Source organism: Novacetimonas maltaceti, from assembly GCF_002906255.1.
GTDB lineage: Bacteria > Pseudomonadota > Alphaproteobacteria > Acetobacterales > Acetobacteraceae > Novacetimonas > Novacetimonas maltaceti.
Window position 1 is genome coordinate 1 of sequence record NZ_POTC01000025.1, and the last position, 17,487, is coordinate 17,487.

The following is a 17,487-nucleotide window of genomic DNA, read 5'->3' on the forward strand; positions in this document are numbered from 1 at the left end:
TGTGGATATCGCGAAACTGATGGACCAGGCGGAGCATGCGGACGCCACAGACAGAGATCCGCAGGCATTGCCGGAAGAGCTTGCCCGGCGGGAAACGCTGAAAGCGAAGCTGGACGAAGCCTGCGCCCGGCTGGAAGCTGATGCGAAGGCGCAGGCTGAAACGGCGCGACCGGCCTACGAGAAGAAGAAAGCCGCTTATGATGCGAAAACAGGGCGTCGCGGCCGGGCGCCCAAACCGCCCGATGATGAACCACCACCCGACCGACAGATCAGTCTGACCGATCCCGACAGCCGCCTCATGCGGCGTTCGGACGCCCACGAGTTCCGGCAGGCTTACAATGCCCAGGCCGTGGTGTGCGCCGAAGGCAGCCAGTTGATCGTGACAACCGACGTTGTCGCCACATCAGCGGATGCGCCGTCCTTTGCCGACACGGTGCTGTCGATGGAAGACACAATCGGTCTCCCAAAGACAGTGCTCGCCGATACCGGTTACGCCAGCGGGCAGGCGGTCCGGAAACTGCGGGAAAAGGGCATTGATCCGCTGGTCGCCATTGGACGGCCCTGTGCCCGCAGACCTTACGACTTCCGACCCCGGCCCGCAGAAAGGGAGCCACGCCGGATAACCGAACCCTGGCGGCTTGCCATGAAGGACAGGCTGGAAACTACAGAAGCCGGAGATCTTTACAGACGACGAAAACAGACCGTGGAGCCGGTCTTTGGAATTATCAAAAGCATCATGGGCTTCAGAAAATTCAGCCTGCGTGGCCTTGCAAAAGTCACGACCGAATGGACACTCGTTGCTCTCGCATACAACTGTAAAAGAATGGCGCGGCTTCAGGCAGCATAAGCCAGGTCAGCCTTGGCGTTATCAGCCGCAAAATGCCCAACCCGACAGGCTGCTAGGGCAGCGCGGGAGGGGCGAGTGTGGATTTTCAATGAAGGTTTCATGACGGATGACTGACGATCGCCATCATCCCTTCAGTGTGGCGATGCTTTTCCGGATGTCGGGCAGGCTGCCGATAAGGTTTTCCTTGTGAAAGGCGGCCGCGATTTCTTCCTGCTGTGCAATGCTGTCATCATCCATGGCATTGAACCTGAAGGGCAGTTTGTCGACGGAATTGCGCACGATATCGGGTGCCAGTCCGGTGCTGCTGGCCAGGATCCGCGTGACGTCTTCCCTGTGTGCCTGCGCCCAGTTGTCGCATTCGATGATGGCGTTCCTGACGGCCACAAGAAGGTCGGGAATGTTCTGGTAGAAGGAAAGGCTGGAGAGGTAGAAAGACATCGCGCCCTTTATGTCCGCCCCGGTGGCAAGCGCGCGTGTCTTCTGTCCCACGGCGGAAAGGTAGGGGTCCCATATCGCCCAGGCGTCGATGGTTCCGGCCTCGAACGCCGGTCGTGCGGCGGCAGGTAGCAGGTAGGAGAGATGGATGTCGTGAAATGACAGGCCTTTTTGCAAAAGGCTCGACAGCAGCAGCCAGTTGGCGTCCGATCCGCGTGTTACGGCAACTCTCCTGCCTCTCAGGTCTTCAATGCTCCGGATCGGGCTGTCATCATGGACAATGATGGCCTCGCTTGACCCGGATTTCGGTTCATGCCCGAAATATACGATGGAATCCGGGATATTGGCCTGGGCGAACACGGGGGGCAGGTCGCCGGTCTGCCCCACATCTATTGCCCCCGCGGCCATGGCCTGCAGGAGTGGCGGCCCTGCCGGAAACTGCGACCATTCGACCGTAATTCCCGTATTGGCCAGCGCCGCCTCCAGAAATCCCTTTTCCTTGAGGAGAATGAGGGTTCCATATTTCTGGTAGCCGATCCGTATCCTTTGTGGCGCGGCGGACGCCTGCCCTGCGGCAAGCATGGCTGTGGCGCCCGAAAGCATCAGTGTCATCAGGCTGCGTCGGTTGAGCATCATCTGGTTGTCCTTCATGCCACGTGTTCAGAGGTGATAGGTAAATTCGCCGCCAAACATGGCAGGATCGCCCAACTGTCCGTAAAACAGTCCCCCGTTTGCCTGTGGGGTCATGGTAACGAAATAGCGTTTGTCCAGCATGTTGTGTCCCCAGAAGCTGACATCCCATTTTCCCGAACGTGGACGGGCGCCGATATGGGCATCGAACAGGCCATAGGGGGCGATGCGGGTATAGGCGGATTCGGACGGGTCCGCGTAATAACTGGTGCGATAGGTGTAATCCCCGCCGATATAGAACAGGAGGTCAGATCCCCAGTGCGCGGAGGCAGGGAGGAACGACTGGAACGCAATGGTGTATTCCAGTCCCGCCGAAAGGTTCCATTTGGAATTCAGCGGGATCTGGTTTCCGGAAAGGTCTTTCATCGTCTTGATGTTGGAGGATTCCAGCGGCTGTGTCGCATTGCGGAACGAGGCATAGAACGCATCCGTATAGGCGGCGGAGAGGCGTCCCTCCAGCCCGGGGGCAAGCGTGCCTCGCGCATCGAGTTCGAACCCGCGTGAAATGACGTGATTGGCATTCGTAAGATACGAAATGATCGTTCCCGTCGGGGTGTAGTAGCTGGCGCTGGTGATATAGTTGTGGATGTTGTTCCAGTATGCGGAGGCGTTCACGAGCAGCCTTTTGTTGAAAAAAGCATTCTTGACGCCGAATTCGAACATGTCATTGAGTTCCGGTTTCACGTCTGGATTGGCGCCCTGCGACACATTCAGGTTCGCCACGTTGATACCACCGTTCCTGACGCCACGGCTGTATGTCGCATAAAGCAACTGCGCGCCGTTGGGCCTGTAGACAAGGCTGAGGTTGCCGCTGGGTTCCGTTTCACGATGGAAGGCGCGATAGGACATTGGCGCCCCGAACATGGAGTTGCGCAATGTCGTCGCAAGGCGGGCATCCGCTGCCGACAGGCCGGAAAATGACTGCCCGGAACTTGTAAACGACTCATACCCGCCGGATCTGGTGACAAAGGAGTAGCGGAAGCCGCCTTCTACGGTCAGTTTGTGGCTGATCTGGTATTTCGCCCTGACATACCCGGCAAGGGAGTTCGTAACCGGGTCATCCGACGCGCTGTAGCCATAACCATTCAGGGCGGCGTTATAGACCGCAGGGCTGTAGCCATAGCCATAATATTTCGCCCCCTGCGGGGTAATGGCGTCATAGATGGAATCGGGCACGGCCTCGTACATGTAAAATACCCCACCACTGACCTGCCATGGCCGGTTCTCCGGGGAGGAAATGCGTAGTTCCTCGGTCGCGTGCTGTTCGTAAACCTGGTTGTTGCCAGCGCTCTGTGCCCAGACGCCCGGAATGATGCCTGTGCCGCCGGTATAGGCATTGTGCGGATACCAGTACCATGTCCGCCACGCGGCAATGTTTTCCAGTTTCCAGCCATGGGACAGCCGATAGTTGAGGTCAAGCGACACGCCGTATGATTCCTGGTCATAGGCCTGGCTGCCCGGACCGCTGATCAGCATGTCCCTGAAGCTGTGCGCCGGAATCGCCGTCGCCCCGGCATAGGCCGCGCGCTGTGCATAGGTTCCGGAAATCGCCGCGCCATTGGCGTAGTTTGACAGCATCGTGGAGGGAACGGACACGCAGCAGCTACCACGCAGGTGCGTGTAATCGGCAATCAGGCGCAGGCTCAGCCTGTCTGTCGGGTTTGCAAGGATCTGTCCCTTGACGCCGATATCATGGTAATCCTGATACATGCGCCCGGTCGTCACATTTTTTACGTAACCGTCTCGGTTGTTGGAAAAACCGGAGATGCTGTAGGCAACCTTGTCACTATTGCCGATTGCCCCGGTCGCACGCAGGCGGATGTTCCCGGTGTTGTAACTGCCGTAATCGCCCGTGACGCTGTACTGCCGTTTGAAGGACGGGGCCGCCGTGGTGATGTTGATGATCCCGGCATCATTGTCGACGCCGCCACGTGTCGCCTGCGGTCCCTTGAGCACCTCGAACCCGCTCAGGTCCGTGATGTCATAAAGGACGGCCCCCGGCCGCGTCTGGTAAACGCCGTCGATATAGACCGCCGTCCCATTTTCCAGCCCGTCCTGCGCGGTGGAACTGAAATTCCCCAGTCCACGTATATTGATTGCCGTATTGCGCGGATTGGTCACCTGAAGCGTCACCGATGGCAGCAGTTTCTGCGCCTGCTGCAGGTTGGTGATCTGGTGTGCCTGCAGGTCCTTCTCCGTCACGGTCGTGACGGACACGGGGTCGTTCTGGTGCGCAAGCGCCTGGCGCCGGGATGTCGATGCCGCGCCACGCACATGTATGGTTTCCATGCCGTGGCTGGCGACAGCGGCGCTGGCGGGGGACCTGTCCCTTGTCGGCGTTGTTGAGGGCCGGGACGTGGCCTGATGCGCCGTCCGGGTTGCCGCATGGGCATCGGCGGTACTGAACAGGCAGCAGGCAAAAAAGGTCGACGTCATGACAAGCCGTTCCGGGATGCCGGATCCCGGGCGGTTTGCCTTCTGCGTGGATATTGGTGGCTGCATGTTCGTGAAAGCCATAAAACAACACTTCCGAATCGGTCGAAGATGAAACAACATCATACGAACGTGGAAAACTGGCAACAGTTTTATAAATGTTCATTGACAACAGTTATATGATGGATTTGCATGCTGGATGAAGTGAAAAGCGCGATGGAAAAGGCGCAGGCGTTGCCGCAGCCCATCACGTGTCGGGAGGATCAATCAGGCGTCATGAAGGAACTGACAGATATCGGCGCAGGCCGCCGGCAGGGCAGGGCGGCCCGCATCCCCCATCCCCCATGGCGTGCCCGTCTGCGCGCGTGGGGTGGGGGATGGCAGCGCTATGCCTCATCCCTGGTGATGCTTGGCGCCTGGCAGGCCGCGTCATCCGCAGGCCTCATCCCGTCGCGCATCCTGTCATCCCCGCTGCAGATCCTGCACACCGGATGGGCGCTGGCCTGTGACGGGACCCTGTCCACCAACCTGGAAATCTCGCTCCTTCGGGCATCGGCGGGGTTGGGGCTGGCCGTGACGGCGGGGGTGATCCTTGCGCTTGTCGCCGGACTGTCGCGCGTGGGGGAAAATATCGTGGATGCGCCATTGCAGGTGATCCGCACGCTGCCGGCGCTGGCGCTGGTGCCGCTGTTCATCCTGTGGTTCGGGATCGGGGAGTGGCCCAAGATCCTGCTGGTGGCGCTGGGGGCGATGTTTCCCGTCTACCTCAACCTGCACAAGGGCATACGCACGGTCGACCCCAAACTGATGGAGATGGCGTCGCTTCTGGGCCTGTCGCGCCGGGCGACCATCCGCCACGTGGTCATCCCCGGCGCACTGCCGGATTTCCTGATCGGGTTGCGCTTTGCCGTCGGGATTTCATGGCTGATGCTGGTGGTGGCGGAGCAGGTGAATGCGGAAAGCGGGATCGGCCACATGATGATGGACGCACAGGATTTCCTGCGGACCGATATCATTCTGGTCGGGTTGGTCATCTATGGCGTTCTGGGGCTGCTGTCCGATCAGGCCGTACGTTTGCTGGAGGCACGCCTGCTGGCGTGGCGTCCCCTGCGTGAAAGGGGAGCGTGACATGACGCATGCTTCTTTGGCCCAACGGCAGCGTGGTGATGTGCAGGTGCATGGCCTGACGCACCGGTTCGGGCAAGGGCGCCCGGTGCTGCATGATCTGGACCTGACGATCAGGGCAGGGGAATTCGTCGCGCTGCTCGGGCGCAGTGGTTCGGGGAAATCGACATTGCTGCGGATGCTGGCCGGACTGGAACGCCCCACGCGCGGGCAGGTCGTGGTGCCTGCCAACAAGGCGGTCATGTTTCAGGAAAGCCGCCTGCTGCCATGGATGCGCGTATGGCAGAATGTCGCGCTGGCAACCCTGCCGGAGGGAAAGGCCGACCGTAGCGGCGCCGAGCGCCTGCTGGGCGAGGTCGGGCTGTCACATCGTACGGAGGCATGGCCACTGACGCTGTCGGGAGGGGAGGCGCAACGTGTCGCCCTGTCGCGTGCCTTGATGCGAGATCCCGACTTCATCATGCTCGACGAACCTTTTGGCGCGCTCGACGCTCTGACGCGGTTGCAGATGCAGCGTCTGGTGCTGCGGTTGTGGTCCCGGCATGCCTGTTCGATCCTGCTGGTGACGCATGACGTGGACGAGGCGCTTTTGCTGGCCGATCGCGTCCTGGTGCTGCAGGAGGGGCGTATCCATATGGATGTACCAATCGACATTCCCCGTCCGCGCCATCATGCAGACCCGGATTTCGAGGCATTGCGCACAACGCTGCTGAATGCCCTGGGTGTTTTTGGGGACTGACCTGTCATTTCAAAAAGCTTTTCCATGGGAATGAAATTTCCGGGGCAGTCTTTGGGCAGGAGAGGCGGAAAATGCCGGGGCTTCATGAACATGTCATGGGGGTTCAAACGGTTTGTATGGGGGATTTTTTTGTGACACAATCGTATCGAACCCCATGTGACCGAGACCCAGATGACCCTTGCACACCGTGCCCCGGCCTTCAGAACCCTGCTCCTGCTTTCCGCCCTGACGCTTCCGGCGGTCATGCCACCTGCCAGCGCCCATGCTGATGGTGGCGTGGGGCAGGTGGCCCCGAAAAGTGGCTATGTCGCAAGGGAAGTCATGATCCCCATGCGTGATGGCGCACGGCTGCAGACCGTGATCGTCACCCCGGTCCATCAGGAGGGGCCGCTGCCGATCCTGATCACCCGCACCCCCTATGGCGTGCCGGACCAGAAAACCGTCGATCAGGAATCCACCAGGCCCGTCTCACGCGCGCTGCCAAGCTGGCAGGCGTTCCAGAAGGATGGGTACATCATGGTGTACCAGAACCTTCGTGGACGGTTCAAATCGGAAGGGGAGTTCCTCAAGACCTCGCGTTATGACAAAAATGATCCCAAACAGGCCAACGAGGTCAATGACGCCTGGGACACCATCGACTGGCTGGTGAAAAACGTCCCGCAGAACAATGGCCGGGTTGGCATCTACGGGGTGTCGTATGCCGGCCTGACGGCGGGCCTGACGCTTCTGAACCCGCATCCCGCGCTCAAGGCGATCAGCGAGCAGGCCTCGCCCGCCGACCAGTGGATGAATGATGATGACCATCATTATGGCGCGCTCAGGGAAAGCTATACCTTTGAATATACCGTGCTGGAGGAGGCGGACCGCAACGCGAACACCAACTTTGATTTCAGCACGCACGATGTCTATGACTGGTATCTCTCGCTTGGGCCACTGACCAATATCAACGCGAAATACCTTCATGGGAAGCTGGATTACTGGAACAGCGTCATGGCGCACCCGAACTATGATGCGTTCTGGAAAGAGGAAGCCTGGGTCAACAAGGTCCATGCCTCCACCGTCCCGAACCTCAATGTCGCGGGGTTCTGGGACCAGGAGGACCCGTGGGGGCCATGGCAGATCTTCCGTGGGGCGGAACAGCATGACCCGGACAATACGAATTTCATCGTCGGCGGCCCGTGGTATCACGGTGGCTGGCAGCGGACGGATGGGGAGAATATCGGCCTGATTCCCATGGGCGGCCACAGGACGGCAGAGGAATTCCGCGAGCAGATCGAAGCGCCCTTCTTCCGCTACTATCTGCATGGAAAAGGGGAAAAGCCGAACTGGAAGGCCCGGATGTTCGAAACCGGTTCCAATGAATGGCGACAGTACGCTACATGGCCGCCTGCCGGTGTCACGCCGAAGGACCTGTATTTCCATTCCGACGGCACGCTGTCCTTCACTCCGCCAAAGCCGGGGGAAGCCCCGTTCAGGCAGTATGTGTCGGACCCGGCCAATCCCGTTCCCTATCGCGCGCGCCCGATCTCGCCGACCTATCCGACGCCGGAATGGCGGACGTGGGAAACCAATGACCAGCGCTTTGTCGATCATCGCCCCGATGTGCTGACTTTCACCAGCGCACCGCTTGAGGAAGACCTGCGCATCGCAGGCCCGCTGGAGGCGCACCTGTTCGCGTCAACATCCGGTCGGGATTCCGATTTCGTGGTGAAACTCATTGATGTGTTCCCGGAAAAGGACCAGAAGGCCTTTGTCGCGCACCCCGACGCCGCGACATGGGCGGATTCCCTTGACGGATATGAACTCCCCATCGCCATGGAGGTCAGGCGCGGGCGTTACCTGCACGATTTCTCCCATCCCGCACCGCTTGTGCCGGGCAAGGTGCAGGACTGGGACGTGCCGCTGCGTGACCATGACCATGTGTTCCTCAAGGGGCATCGCGTGATGGTGCAGGTGCAGTCCACGTGGTTCCCGCTGATTGACCGTAATCCGCAGACATGGGTCGAGAGCATCTACCAGGCGAAGGACACCGATTTCAAATCCGCGACGCAACGGGTTTTCGCAACGGCGGCAAGCCCGTCGCACATCACCCTGCCGGTGCTGCCGACAGGGCGGTAAGGCTGGATCCTCTGGCCCGGAAGACCGGGGACATGAAGGAAAGTTTGGGGGCGCTGCCTTTTTTCCGAAAGGCGGCGCTGTATGAAGCGTTTTCGATCAGAATCTTCACCCAAAACTCTTTCATGATTTCCTTTTATGGGGAGCTATTTATCCCAAACGGTTCGGGCCTGGCGCAGGGGCATGTTGGGGATGATCAGCGGATCGGCATGTTTCGCGACCCTGACCCGCTGTGACAGGTAGATGCCCGAATGGCCCGAACACAGATAGGCCACGAAGCAGCCGGTCGCGATATAGACGATATTGGTCGCCCCAAACAGTTCGATGCCCATGAATGTGCAGGCCAGTGGCGTATTGGCGGCCCCGGCAAAAACCGCGACAAACCCGACACTGGCCAGCAGGTCGACCGGAACGCCGAGCAGTCCGGACAGCGTATTGCCCAATCCCGCGCCAATGAAGAACAGGGGCGTGACTTCTCCCCCTTTGTATCCTGTCGCAAGCACCGCAACCGTGAACAGCAGTTTGTACAGCCAACTCCACGTATAATCGCCGGTGTGAAAGAAATTCACGATTGATGCCCCGTCCTGTGTCGCCGCGACAACACCAAGGCCCAGATAGTCACGTGATCCCACGCAATGGACCAGTGCGATCGTCAGTACGCCGCCGATGGCCGGGCGCAGCCACGCAACAGGGCAGGTGCGGCGGATTACCGGTGTCAGGCGGTGCACCGATTCCGCAAACAGCAGGCTGGCCAGCCCGAAGCAGACCGCTGCAACTCCGACCTTGGCCAGCAGGATGGGATTCATATGGAAGACGCTGCCGCCCCAGTCGGGGGCACCGCCGAACGTCACACGGTAGGAGGTGTGATGGATGCCCCAACTGTGGCAGACCCAGTCGGCAAAAATGGAGGAGAATGCGGCAGGCAGCAGGGGGCGGTAATTGATCTGCCCGATGCTCAGCACCTCAAGCGCGAAGATCGCGCCTGCGATGGGCGTGCCGAATACGGCCCCGAAACCTGCGGCGATCCCTGATGTCAGGACAATCCGCACCTCATGCGGTTCAAGCCGGAACAGGCGGCCAAATCCCGATGCAAGGCTGCCGCCGATCTGCACCGCCGTGCCTTCACGCCCGACGGAGGCGCCAAACAGGTGGCTGATGACCGTGGAGACCAGGACAAGTGGCGCCATGCGCAGGGGGACGCCCCCTCCGGGTTCATGGATCTGGTCGATGATCAGGTTGTTCCCGCCTTCAGCGCACCGCCCGAAGCCGTGATAGGCCAGTCCGACCGCAACACCGGCCAGCGGCAGCAGCCATAACAGGCCGGGATGGGCGATGCGGCAGGCCGTGACCTGATCCAGAAGCCAGAGAAATATCGCACATAATGTACCAATGCAGGCAGACATCGGCACGAGGACGCAGCCCCATTTCAGAATGACGCGTATGTTCGCGCCCGATGTCACGATAAGCCGGGAAAGGGTCATGGGAGGGAAGGCCTGTACGGAATGGGAAATGGTGCCCCGTCTGCGGGGACAATGCCCCGGCAGGCATGTGGTGGCGGATGGTCGTGGGGTGTGGCGTGTGGCGTGTGACATCTGTACGGATTCCTCCCTCTGCTGCCATGATGGCGAGGTAGGAATCATCAGCCCGACGGGCGGTTTGGCGTCCTGCGGACAGGAAACCGGGCAGAGTCCATTGCCGGGCGACAGGATGCGTTTTCTCCCGCGGGGGTGTCAAGCCGTGCGGGTGCTGCGCTCGCTTCGCGGCGTGTGGCGATCATCCGACTGGCATGCGGGATGTGGAATGTATAATGTCCTGATCTTCTGGCCCGCCTGTTCACGCATGTCGGGGTGAAGGCGGGTTAGGGAGCGGATTTCACGATGTTTCTTCCGACGGGATGGGGCGGTTCCATGGTCTGCCGCATCGCCTGATTGTTGCGGCATCCACGTGATGCCGACCTGAAATGCGTATGAAACCGGCCTTGTGCGGTGGGAGGGAAGAACATGAAAAATGTCGATGAAATCTGGCTGGGGGTGGATGCGCTTGGCGCGGCATTCTGTGACTTTGCCGATCGTATATGGGACACGCCCGAACTGGCCTATGAAGAGTACCGCTCTGTCGAGACGCAGCGCGACATGCTTGAACGCAACGGCTTTCGCATCACGCGCGACCTTGCGGGCATTCCCACCTCCGTCATGGGGGAGGCAGGCGAAGGCGGCCCGGTCATCGCCTTCCTTGGTGAATTCGATGCGCTGCCGGGACTGGGTCAGCAGGCCGGGGTTGCGTGCTCCACCCCGACGGAGGAGACGCAGAACGGCCATGCCTGCGGGCATAACCTGCTGGGTGGTGGCGCGATGCTGGCGGCCACGGCGTTGAAGAACTGGATGGCACAGAAGGGGATCCCCGGCACGGTGCGCTATTACGGCTGCCCGGCGGAGGAAGGTGGCGCGGCCAAGACCTTCATGGTGCGTGACGGCGTGTTCGATGATGTCGATATCGCCCTGTCATGGCATCCGGGGTCGATCGCGGGGCCGTTCTACCCGGCGTCGCTGGCCAATACGCGTATCGACTTCACGTTCCATGGCCGCGCGTCGCATGCCGCCGCGGCCCCGCATCTGGGCCGTTCCGCCCTTGATGCGGCGGAACTGATGAATATTGGCGCCAATTACCTGCGCGAACACATGCCCTCAACCGCGCGGCTGCATTATGCCTATATCGATGCCGGGGGGCAGGCGCCCAACGTGGTGCAGTCGCGGGTGACGATCCGCTATCTCGTGCGGGCGGATGACCTGCGGCAGTTGCGTGAACTGGTCGGGCGGGTGCGCGCGATCGCGCAGGGCGCGACATTGATGACTGAAACAACGGTGGAGGAAGCCGTCGTCAGCGCGGTTTCCAACCTGATGGGCAATACGCCGCTGGAAGATACGCTGTTCGCCAACCTGACCCGGCTTGGGCCGCCGACCTATGCGCCGGCGGATTATGATTTCGCGCGGGAGATCCAGAATACCCTCAGCGCGCAGGACATCCGTGCGGCCTATCTGGCGGCGGGGGTGCCCCCACGCGATGACAGCCCGTTGTGCCAGATGATCGCGCCGCGTGAATTCGTGCCACCGCCCTTTGGCTCGACCGATGTGGGGGATGTCAGCTGGGTGGTGCCCACGGTGCAGGCATGGGGGGCGACATGCGCCATCGGCACGCAGCTTCATTCATGGCAGATGACGGCGCAGGGCAAGAGCGGGATTGCGCACAAAGGCATGATCCACATGGCCAAGGTGCTGGCCACGACGGCGCGTGACGTCCTGCAAAGCCCGACGCTGCTCGAACGTGTAAAGGCGGATCATGCCCGGCGTCTTGCGCAGGATCCCTATGTCTGTCCCATGCCGGCGGATGTCATGCCGCCAGTAGGCGCTGCCGACAGGCGCTGAAGGCCATTCACCAGGATGCCGCATCCCCCCCCCGGAACGATGCGGCATCCGCGGGCTGTCGCCAACCCCTTATTCCGGCACGGCCCATTCAACGCGGAAATCCGCCTCCCCATCGCCAAGGTAGCGGCACAGCGATGCAAGGATCTCGCGCGCTTCCTCCTCAAAACGGAAGGGCGGGTTGGCGATGATGATCCCGCTGCCATTGAGGCGTGAGGGATCAAGCGGTGGCCGCAGCGTCAGTTCAAGTGTCAGCAGCTTGCGCTGTCCCGCATCCTTCAGGCCGTTGATGAAGGCGCGGACGGGGGCGCGGTGCTTGATGGGATACCAGCCCGCGACGATGCCCGCCGGAAAGCGCTGGCGCGCCGTCATGATGGCCGTGCCAAGGCGGGCAAACTCATCGGGACGTTCGAATGGCGGGTCCATGAAGACCAGTCCCCGCTTTGCCTGCCTTGGCGGCAGCAGCGCCGTGATGGCCTGGTACCCGTCGCGCCCATGCACGCCGACACGCGGGTCATGGCGGAACAGGTGCCGCAGGGCCTGCTGGTCCTCGGGGTGGAGTTCGCAGCAGACCAGGCTGTCACCGGGCCGCAGCAGGCGTGCGACAAGTGCCGGGGAACCGGGATAGGACAGCCGCCCGGCCCGTTCGTCGCGCATGACCGCGCGTATGACCTCCAGCCAGTTTTCCACGCCCGGCGCATGCTGGCTTCCCGGTGGCGCATCCAGCAGCCGGCCGATCCCCTCACGCCATTCCCCGGTTGACTGTGCCTGCGTGCTGGACAGGTCATACAGGCCAACCCCCGCATGGGTGTCGAGGACACAGAAGGGCGACGGCTTGCGGCGCAGCGCCCCGATCAGCGCCATCAGCACGGCATGTTTCATGACATCGGCAAAATTGCCCGCATGGTAGCTGTGTCTGTAATTCACTCTGTACCGGTCCCGCAGGTTGATCCGCCCCGCGCACGGGGTGGGGGAGTGTTAGTCCATGCCCGCGTCCTTTTCCATCGCTGCGTGCCGTTTGTGGCGCCGCGCCAGCAGGTACGCCCCCACGCCCGCGCCCATGACAAGGGCATAAAGGACAAAGGCGGCGGGATTGCTGGCCGCCATGCCCAGAAACGACAGCAGCGCCGCGACAAGGGCGAAGCCGGGCACGACGGGATATCCCGGCACGCGCCACGGGCGGTGCAGGCCCGGTTGCATGCGGCGCAGGCGCAGGACGCTGCCCATCGCCAGCACATACATCGTCAGCGCCCCGAACACGGACATGGTCACGATGCTGGCCGTCAGCGGCTGTCCCCCGATGGTGGCGTAGCGATCGCCAAAGACCGCCCCAAGCCCGACGATCCCCCCCGCCAGGATCGCGGCCCATGGCGTGCCGAACCGGGGATGCAGCCGTCCCAGCAGGGCAGGGAGGTAGCCCTCGCGCGCCATGGCATAGATCTGGCGTGAATATCCCATGATGATCCCGTGGAACGACGCGACAAGGCCGAACAGCCCCAGCCAGACCAGCATGTGGACATATCCGCTGCGTGGCCCCACGACGCTGAGCATCGCCCGGGGCAGCGGGTCGTTGAGGTTCGCAAGCACCTTCCAGTCTCCCACCCCACCGGCCATGACCATGACGCCAAAGGCCAGCAGCATCAGCGTCACGATCCCCGCGACATAGGCCATCGGGATGGTCCGTTGCGGGTCGCGTGCCTCCTCCGCCGTCATGGCCACGCCTTCGATGGCAAGGAAGAACCAGATCGCGAACGGCACCGCCGCCAGTATGCCGGGTATGGCATGCAGGCTGAATGTATCGGCCCCCGCCCACCCGTCATGGGCGAAGTTCGCCCACGAAAACCCTGGCGCCACCACCGCCATGAAGACAAGGAGTTCCACAATCGCGGCGATGGTGACAACCAGTTCGAACATGGCGGCGATGCTGACCCCCGCGATGTTGAGCGCCATGAAGGTCACATAGGCCCCGCCCGCCGCCACCCGTGCGCTGACATGGGGATACTGGACATGCAGGTACGCCCCGATCGCCAGTGCGATGGCGGGCGGGGCAAAGACAAGCTCCACGATGGATGCGAATCCCGCGACAAAGGCAGGCACGGGCCCATATGCTGCCAGGACATAGGCAAACGGGCCACCTGCGCGCGGGATCGAGGTTGTCAGTTCGGTATAGGAGAAGATCAGCGCCGAATACATCAGCGCAACCATGACCGTCGTCACCAGGAAGCCCAGGGTGCCTGCCGTCGCCCATCCGTAGCTCCAGCCGAAATACTCCCCCGATATGACAAGGCCGACCGCGATCCCCCACAGGTGAAATGCCCCCAGCCGCCGCCGCAGGTGCGCGCCCGGCGGATGCGAAGGGCAGGTTGGCGAAGGCCGGGCGGGGGGCGAAGGTGATGCGGGCATTGTCCATGACCTGAAGGCGGAAGGTGGGCCGGGCTTGCCCCGGGCATGCGGGTACCGTCATGATGACAGTGGCATGGGAACGGGATGCGATTCCATGGTATGTTGCCATCATGCAATAAGATTCACGCCCCGGCGAGACGGGCGGGATGGGGGCGCGTAGAGTGACGGATTTTTCCCAGGCGGAAGGCAATGAGCCGTGGCGCTGGCCCGAGGCGCGCTGGCGCGGGATCGTCAACCGTGTCCGTGCCGGGCGCAGCCTGCTGCCGACCAACTGGCCCGATGGCGCGCGCTGTGCCTTTGCGATCTCGTTCGATGCGGATCATGACACGATTCCCCTGCGTGACGGGGATGAAAGCCCCATGCGCATCAGCCAGGGCCATTATGGCAGCAGGCGCGGCCTTCCGCGCATCCGCCGCCTGCTGCAGCAGGCGGGAATCCCGGCGACATTCTTCTATCCCGCCGTCTCGGCCATGCTGTATCCGGACGAGGTCCGCGCACTGGTGGCCGACGGCCACGAAATCGGCATCCATTCATGGATACATGAGCGTAATACGCAACTGCCGCCCGAAGATGAACTGCGCCTGTCCCTGCGTGCCCGCGACGTGCTGGCGGAAACCAGCGGTGTGGAACCCGTCGGCATGCGCACCGCAAGCTGGGATTTTTCCGTCCACACCATGTCCATCATCGAACAGATGGGCCTGCTCTATGACAGCAGCCTGATGGCGGATGACGACCCGTACGAACTTCTGGCCGATGGCCGGCCCACGGGCATTGTCGAACTGCCGCCGGAATGGATACGCGACGATGCGATCTACTTCAATTTCGAACGGTTTTCCGCCCTGCGTCCCTATACGCCGCCATCGGGTGTCGCGGAAATCTTCCGGGCGGAATTCGATGGCGCATATGCCGAAGGCGGCCTGTTCCTGCTGACGCTGCATCCGCATGTCAGCGGCCATCGCAGCCGCATCGGCATCATTTCCGACCTGCTGGCGCATGCGCGCGCACGCGGCGATGTCTGGTTTGCAACGCATGCCGATGTCGCGCGCTGGTGCCGGGACAATGCAGCCGCCTCAGGGGAGGCGAAGGCCCCCTAACCCGCAGTGAAGGTCCGCATATCGTGGCATATCATGCATCTCTGGGAGGGGAGAGGTTCACCTTTTCTTCCCTCATGCAGGTTCTGGCCCATGCCTCCCCCCGGCGCAGCGGCGATGAACTGGCCGGGGTGGCGGCCCCCGATCCCCTGCGCCGCGCCGCCGCGTGCGAGGCCCTGGCCGATATCCCGCTTGCCGCCTTCCTCAGCGAAGTCCCGGTGCCCTATGAGGCGGACGAGGTCACGCGCCTGATCATCGACACCCATGATGCGGCGGCCTTTGCCCCGGTATCGCACATGACCGTGGGGGAACTGCGCGACTGGCTTCTGCGCCATGAAACCGACGGTGCGTGCCTGTCCGCCCTTGCGCCGGGGCTGACGCCGGAAATGGTGGCGGGGGTGAGCAAGCTCATGCGCAATCAGGACCTCATCGTCGTGGCGCGCAAGATCACGGTGCGCAGTGCGTTTCGCAATACGCAGGGGCTGCCCGGGCGCATGGGATCGCGCCTGCAGCCGAACCATCCGGCCGACAGCCTGCCGGGGATCGCGGCGGCGCTGCTGGACGGGCTGCTGCTGGGGGTGGGGGATGCGGTCGTGGGGGTCAACCCGGCATCCGACAACATGGCCACGGCCCGCGACATCCTGTGCATGATGGAAGACGTGCGCGTGCGCCACGCCATCCCGATGCAGCACTGCCTGCTGACGCATGTGACCAATACGCTGCAACTGATGGAACGCGGCGCGCCGGTTGACCTGGTGTTCCAGTCCATCGCGGGCACGCAGGACGCGAACGCGGGGTTTGGCGTCTCGCTCTCCGTGCTGGAGGAGGCGCGCTGCGCCAGCCTGGCCCTTGGGCGCGGGACGGTGGGCACGAACACCATGTATTTCGAAACCGGGCAGGGGTCGGCCCTGTCGGCCGATGCCCATCATGGCATGGACCAGCAGACGGCGGAGGTCCGCGCCTATGCCGTGGCACGTGCGTTCGCGCCGCTGCTGGTCAATACCGTGGTGGGCTTCATCGGTCCCGAATACCTGTATGACGGCAGGCAGATCATCCGTGCCGGGCTGGAGGATCATTTCTGTGGCAAGCTGATGGGCCTGCCGATGGGGTGCGATGTCTGCTACACCAACCATGCCGAGGCCGACCAGGATGACATGGACAACCTGATGATGCTGCTGTGCGCGGCCGGGGTGAATTTCCTGATTGCCGTTCCGGGCGGTGACGACATCATGCTCAATTACCAGAGCCTGTCCCATCACGACATCCAGACGCTGCGCACCGTGTTCGGCGTGCGTGCGGCCCCCGAGTTCGAGGCATGGCTGCAGGCATGTGACCTGATTGACGCGCAGGGCCGCATGCGTGTCAATCCACCGTCCATGTTCATGGGAATGATCCCCGATGGCACATGATGTGACCCCTGCTCCGTGGGATGCGCTGCGGGCGCGCACCACGGCGCGGATCGGCCTTGCACGCACGGGCGATACGATGGCGGGGGTGCATGTGCGCCAGTTCCGGCATGCGCACCTGCGCGCGCGCCATGCCGTGTCGGTGGTGATGGAACCCGCGCGTATCGGGCTGGACCGGCCATGGGTGGAGGTCCAGAGCCAGGCGCGCGACCGTGACGAATTCGTCCGGCGTCCCGACCTTGGGCGCCTGCTGTGCGCCGACAGCCGTGCGCGGCTTGCGCGCGGTGATCATGCGTATGATGTCGTGTTCGTCATCGCCGATGGCCTGTCCGCCCGCGCGGCGGAACGGCAGGCGGCGGCGGTCCTGTCCGGTATCCTGCCGCTTCTGCCCGGGTGGCGTATCGCGCCGCTGGTGCTGGCCCATCGCGCGCGCGTGGCGCTGGGCGATGAAATCGCCGCCTGCCTTGGTGCGCGCTGTGTCGTCATGATGATTGGCGAACGTCCCGGCCTTGAATGTGCCGAAAGCCTGAGCCTGTACATGACATGGAATCCGCAACCGGGAACGCGCGACAGCGCGCGCAACTGCATCTCCAATATCCATGGGCAGGGAGGGCTGGCGCCGCTTGCCGCGGCCAGTCGGCTGGCATGGCTGCTGAAGAAGGCGCGGCAGTGCGGTCATGGCGGCGTCGGGCTGAAGGACGAGACCCGGCAGGTCGAAGGGACGTCCGGTCCTGCCATGCCCCTGCTCCCGCCAGGCGGCGGCCCACAGGGGGAAGCATGACCG

13 protein-coding genes and 1 riboswitch are annotated in these 17,487 nt (G+C 62.5%); of the genes, 8 read left to right on the plus strand and 5 right to left on the minus strand.

Annotation, left to right across the window (positions count from 1 at the left end):
• On the plus strand, positions 1-847 hold an 847-nt coding region (locus KMAL_RS09820), incomplete at its 5' end, for a transposase (protein WP_146044192.1).
• Positions 848-970: 123 nt separating this feature from the next.
• On the opposite strand, the gene KMAL_RS09825 is transcribed toward KMAL_RS09820, so the two are convergent.
• Complete coding sequence (locus KMAL_RS09825; RefSeq protein WP_239020059.1) at positions 971-1,933, minus strand: aliphatic sulfonate ABC transporter substrate-binding protein; 963 nt, start codon at positions 1,931-1,933, stop codon at positions 971-973.
• Between the two features lie 9 nt (positions 1,934-1,942).
• Entirely contained in the window at positions 1,943-4,408 is a 2,466-nt protein-coding gene (locus KMAL_RS09830; protein ID WP_239020060.1) for a TonB-dependent receptor, read from the minus strand.
• Positions 4,409-4,810: 402 nt separating this feature from the next.
• Between KMAL_RS09830 and KMAL_RS09835 the strand changes: the two genes are divergently transcribed.
• The 3 genes from KMAL_RS09835 to KMAL_RS09845 all read left to right on the plus strand — a co-directional run bounded on the left by KMAL_RS09835 (position 4,811) and on the right by KMAL_RS09845 (position 8,387).
• Complete coding sequence (locus tag KMAL_RS09835) at positions 4,811-5,533, plus strand: ABC transporter permease (protein WP_180999795.1); 723 nt, start codon at positions 4,811-4,813, stop codon at positions 5,531-5,533.
• Position 5,534: 1 nt separating this feature from the next.
• On the plus strand, positions 5,535-6,269 hold the full coding sequence (locus KMAL_RS09840) for an ABC transporter ATP-binding protein (protein ID WP_110095534.1): 735 nt from the start codon (positions 5,535-5,537) through the stop codon (positions 6,267-6,269).
• Positions 6,270-6,440: 171 nt separating this feature from the next.
• A complete protein-coding gene (locus tag KMAL_RS09845) occupies positions 6,441-8,387 on the plus strand; it encodes a CocE/NonD family hydrolase (RefSeq protein WP_110095535.1) in 1,947 nt (648 codons plus the stop codon).
• Between the two features lie 143 nt (positions 8,388-8,530).
• On the opposite strand, the gene KMAL_RS09850 is transcribed toward KMAL_RS09845, so the two are convergent.
• Entirely contained in the window at positions 8,531-9,865 is a 1,335-nt protein-coding gene (locus tag KMAL_RS09850) for a voltage-gated chloride channel family protein (RefSeq protein WP_110095536.1), read from the minus strand.
• A 142-nt stretch (positions 9,866-10,007) separates the two neighbouring features.
• A riboswitch (Fluoride riboswitch) is annotated at positions 10,008-10,090 on the minus strand.
• A gap of 294 nt (positions 10,091-10,384) precedes the next feature.
• Between KMAL_RS09850 and KMAL_RS09855 the strand changes: the two genes are divergently transcribed.
• The gene (locus KMAL_RS09855; protein ID WP_110095561.1) at positions 10,385-11,806 is read left to right on the plus strand and encodes a M20 family metallopeptidase; all 1,422 of its coding nucleotides are present in this window, start codon (positions 10,385-10,387) and stop codon (positions 11,804-11,806) included.
• 69 nt (positions 11,807-11,875) lie between these two features.
• Here KMAL_RS09855 and KMAL_RS09860 read toward each other — a convergent pair whose 3' ends face one another.
• Together KMAL_RS09860 and eat are read right to left on the minus strand one after the other, a co-directional pair.
• Positions 11,876-12,730 carry a 23S rRNA (adenine(2030)-N(6))-methyltransferase RlmJ gene (locus KMAL_RS09860; protein WP_167400142.1) on the minus strand — a complete coding sequence of 285 codons (855 nt, stop codon included), beginning with the start codon at positions 12,728-12,730 and terminating at the stop codon, positions 11,876-11,878.
• Positions 12,731-12,781: 51 nt separating this feature from the next.
• Positions 12,782-14,206, minus strand: coding sequence for an ethanolamine permease (gene eat / locus KMAL_RS09865; protein WP_110095537.1), 1,425 nt, complete (start codon positions 14,204-14,206; stop codon positions 12,782-12,784).
• Positions 14,207-14,367: 161 nt separating this feature from the next.
• Here eat and KMAL_RS09870 point away from each other — a divergent pair, with 161 nt between their 5' ends.
• From KMAL_RS09870 to eutC, 3 genes are read left to right on the plus strand one after another with little or no spacing between them, the layout of a single operon-like run.
• On the plus strand, positions 14,368-15,300 hold the full coding sequence (locus KMAL_RS09870; RefSeq protein ID WP_239020061.1) for a polysaccharide deacetylase family protein: 933 nt from the start codon (positions 14,368-14,370) through the stop codon (positions 15,298-15,300).
• Positions 15,301-15,323: 23 nt separating this feature from the next.
• Positions 15,324-16,706: an ethanolamine ammonia-lyase subunit EutB gene (locus tag KMAL_RS09875; protein WP_110095539.1), complete on the plus strand. Its 1,383-nt coding sequence runs from the start codon at positions 15,324-15,326 to the stop codon at positions 16,704-16,706.
• Positions 16,696-17,484: an ethanolamine ammonia-lyase subunit EutC gene (gene eutC / locus KMAL_RS09880; protein ID WP_110095540.1), complete on the plus strand. Its 789-nt coding sequence runs from the start codon at positions 16,696-16,698 to the stop codon at positions 17,482-17,484. The genes KMAL_RS09875 and eutC overlap by 11 nt, the downstream gene beginning before the upstream one ends.
• Positions 17,485-17,487 lie beyond the last annotated feature (3 nt).

What these genes read in the sequence shown, in the direction of transcription:
- KMAL_RS09825 (WP_239020059.1), bottom strand. Translation starts at nt 1,933, where the DNA reads ATGAAGGACAACCAGATGATGCTCAACCGACGCAGCCTGATGACACTG.
- KMAL_RS09830 (WP_239020060.1), bottom strand. Translation starts at nt 4,408, where the DNA reads ATGACGTCGACCTTTTTTGCCTGCTGCCTGTTCAGTACCGCCGATGCC.
- KMAL_RS09835 (WP_180999795.1), top strand. Translation starts at nt 4,811, where the DNA reads ATGCTTGGCGCCTGGCAGGCCGCGTCATCCGCAGGCCTCATCCCGTCG.
- KMAL_RS09840 (WP_110095534.1), top strand. Translation starts at nt 5,535, where the DNA reads ATGACGCATGCTTCTTTGGCCCAACGGCAGCGTGGTGATGTGCAGGTG.
- KMAL_RS09845 (WP_110095535.1), top strand. Translation starts at nt 6,441, where the DNA reads ATGACCCTTGCACACCGTGCCCCGGCCTTCAGAACCCTGCTCCTGCTT.
- KMAL_RS09850 (WP_110095536.1), bottom strand. Translation starts at nt 9,865, where the DNA reads ATGACCCTTTCCCGGCTTATCGTGACATCGGGCGCGAACATACGCGTC.
- KMAL_RS09855 (WP_110095561.1), top strand. Translation starts at nt 10,385, where the DNA reads ATGAAAAATGTCGATGAAATCTGGCTGGGGGTGGATGCGCTTGGCGCG.
- eat (WP_110095537.1), bottom strand. Translation starts at nt 14,206, where the DNA reads ATGCCCGCATCACCTTCGCCCCCCGCCCGGCCTTCGCCAACCTGCCCT.
- eutC (WP_110095540.1), top strand. Translation starts at nt 16,696, where the DNA reads ATGGCACATGATGTGACCCCTGCTCCGTGGGATGCGCTGCGGGCGCGC.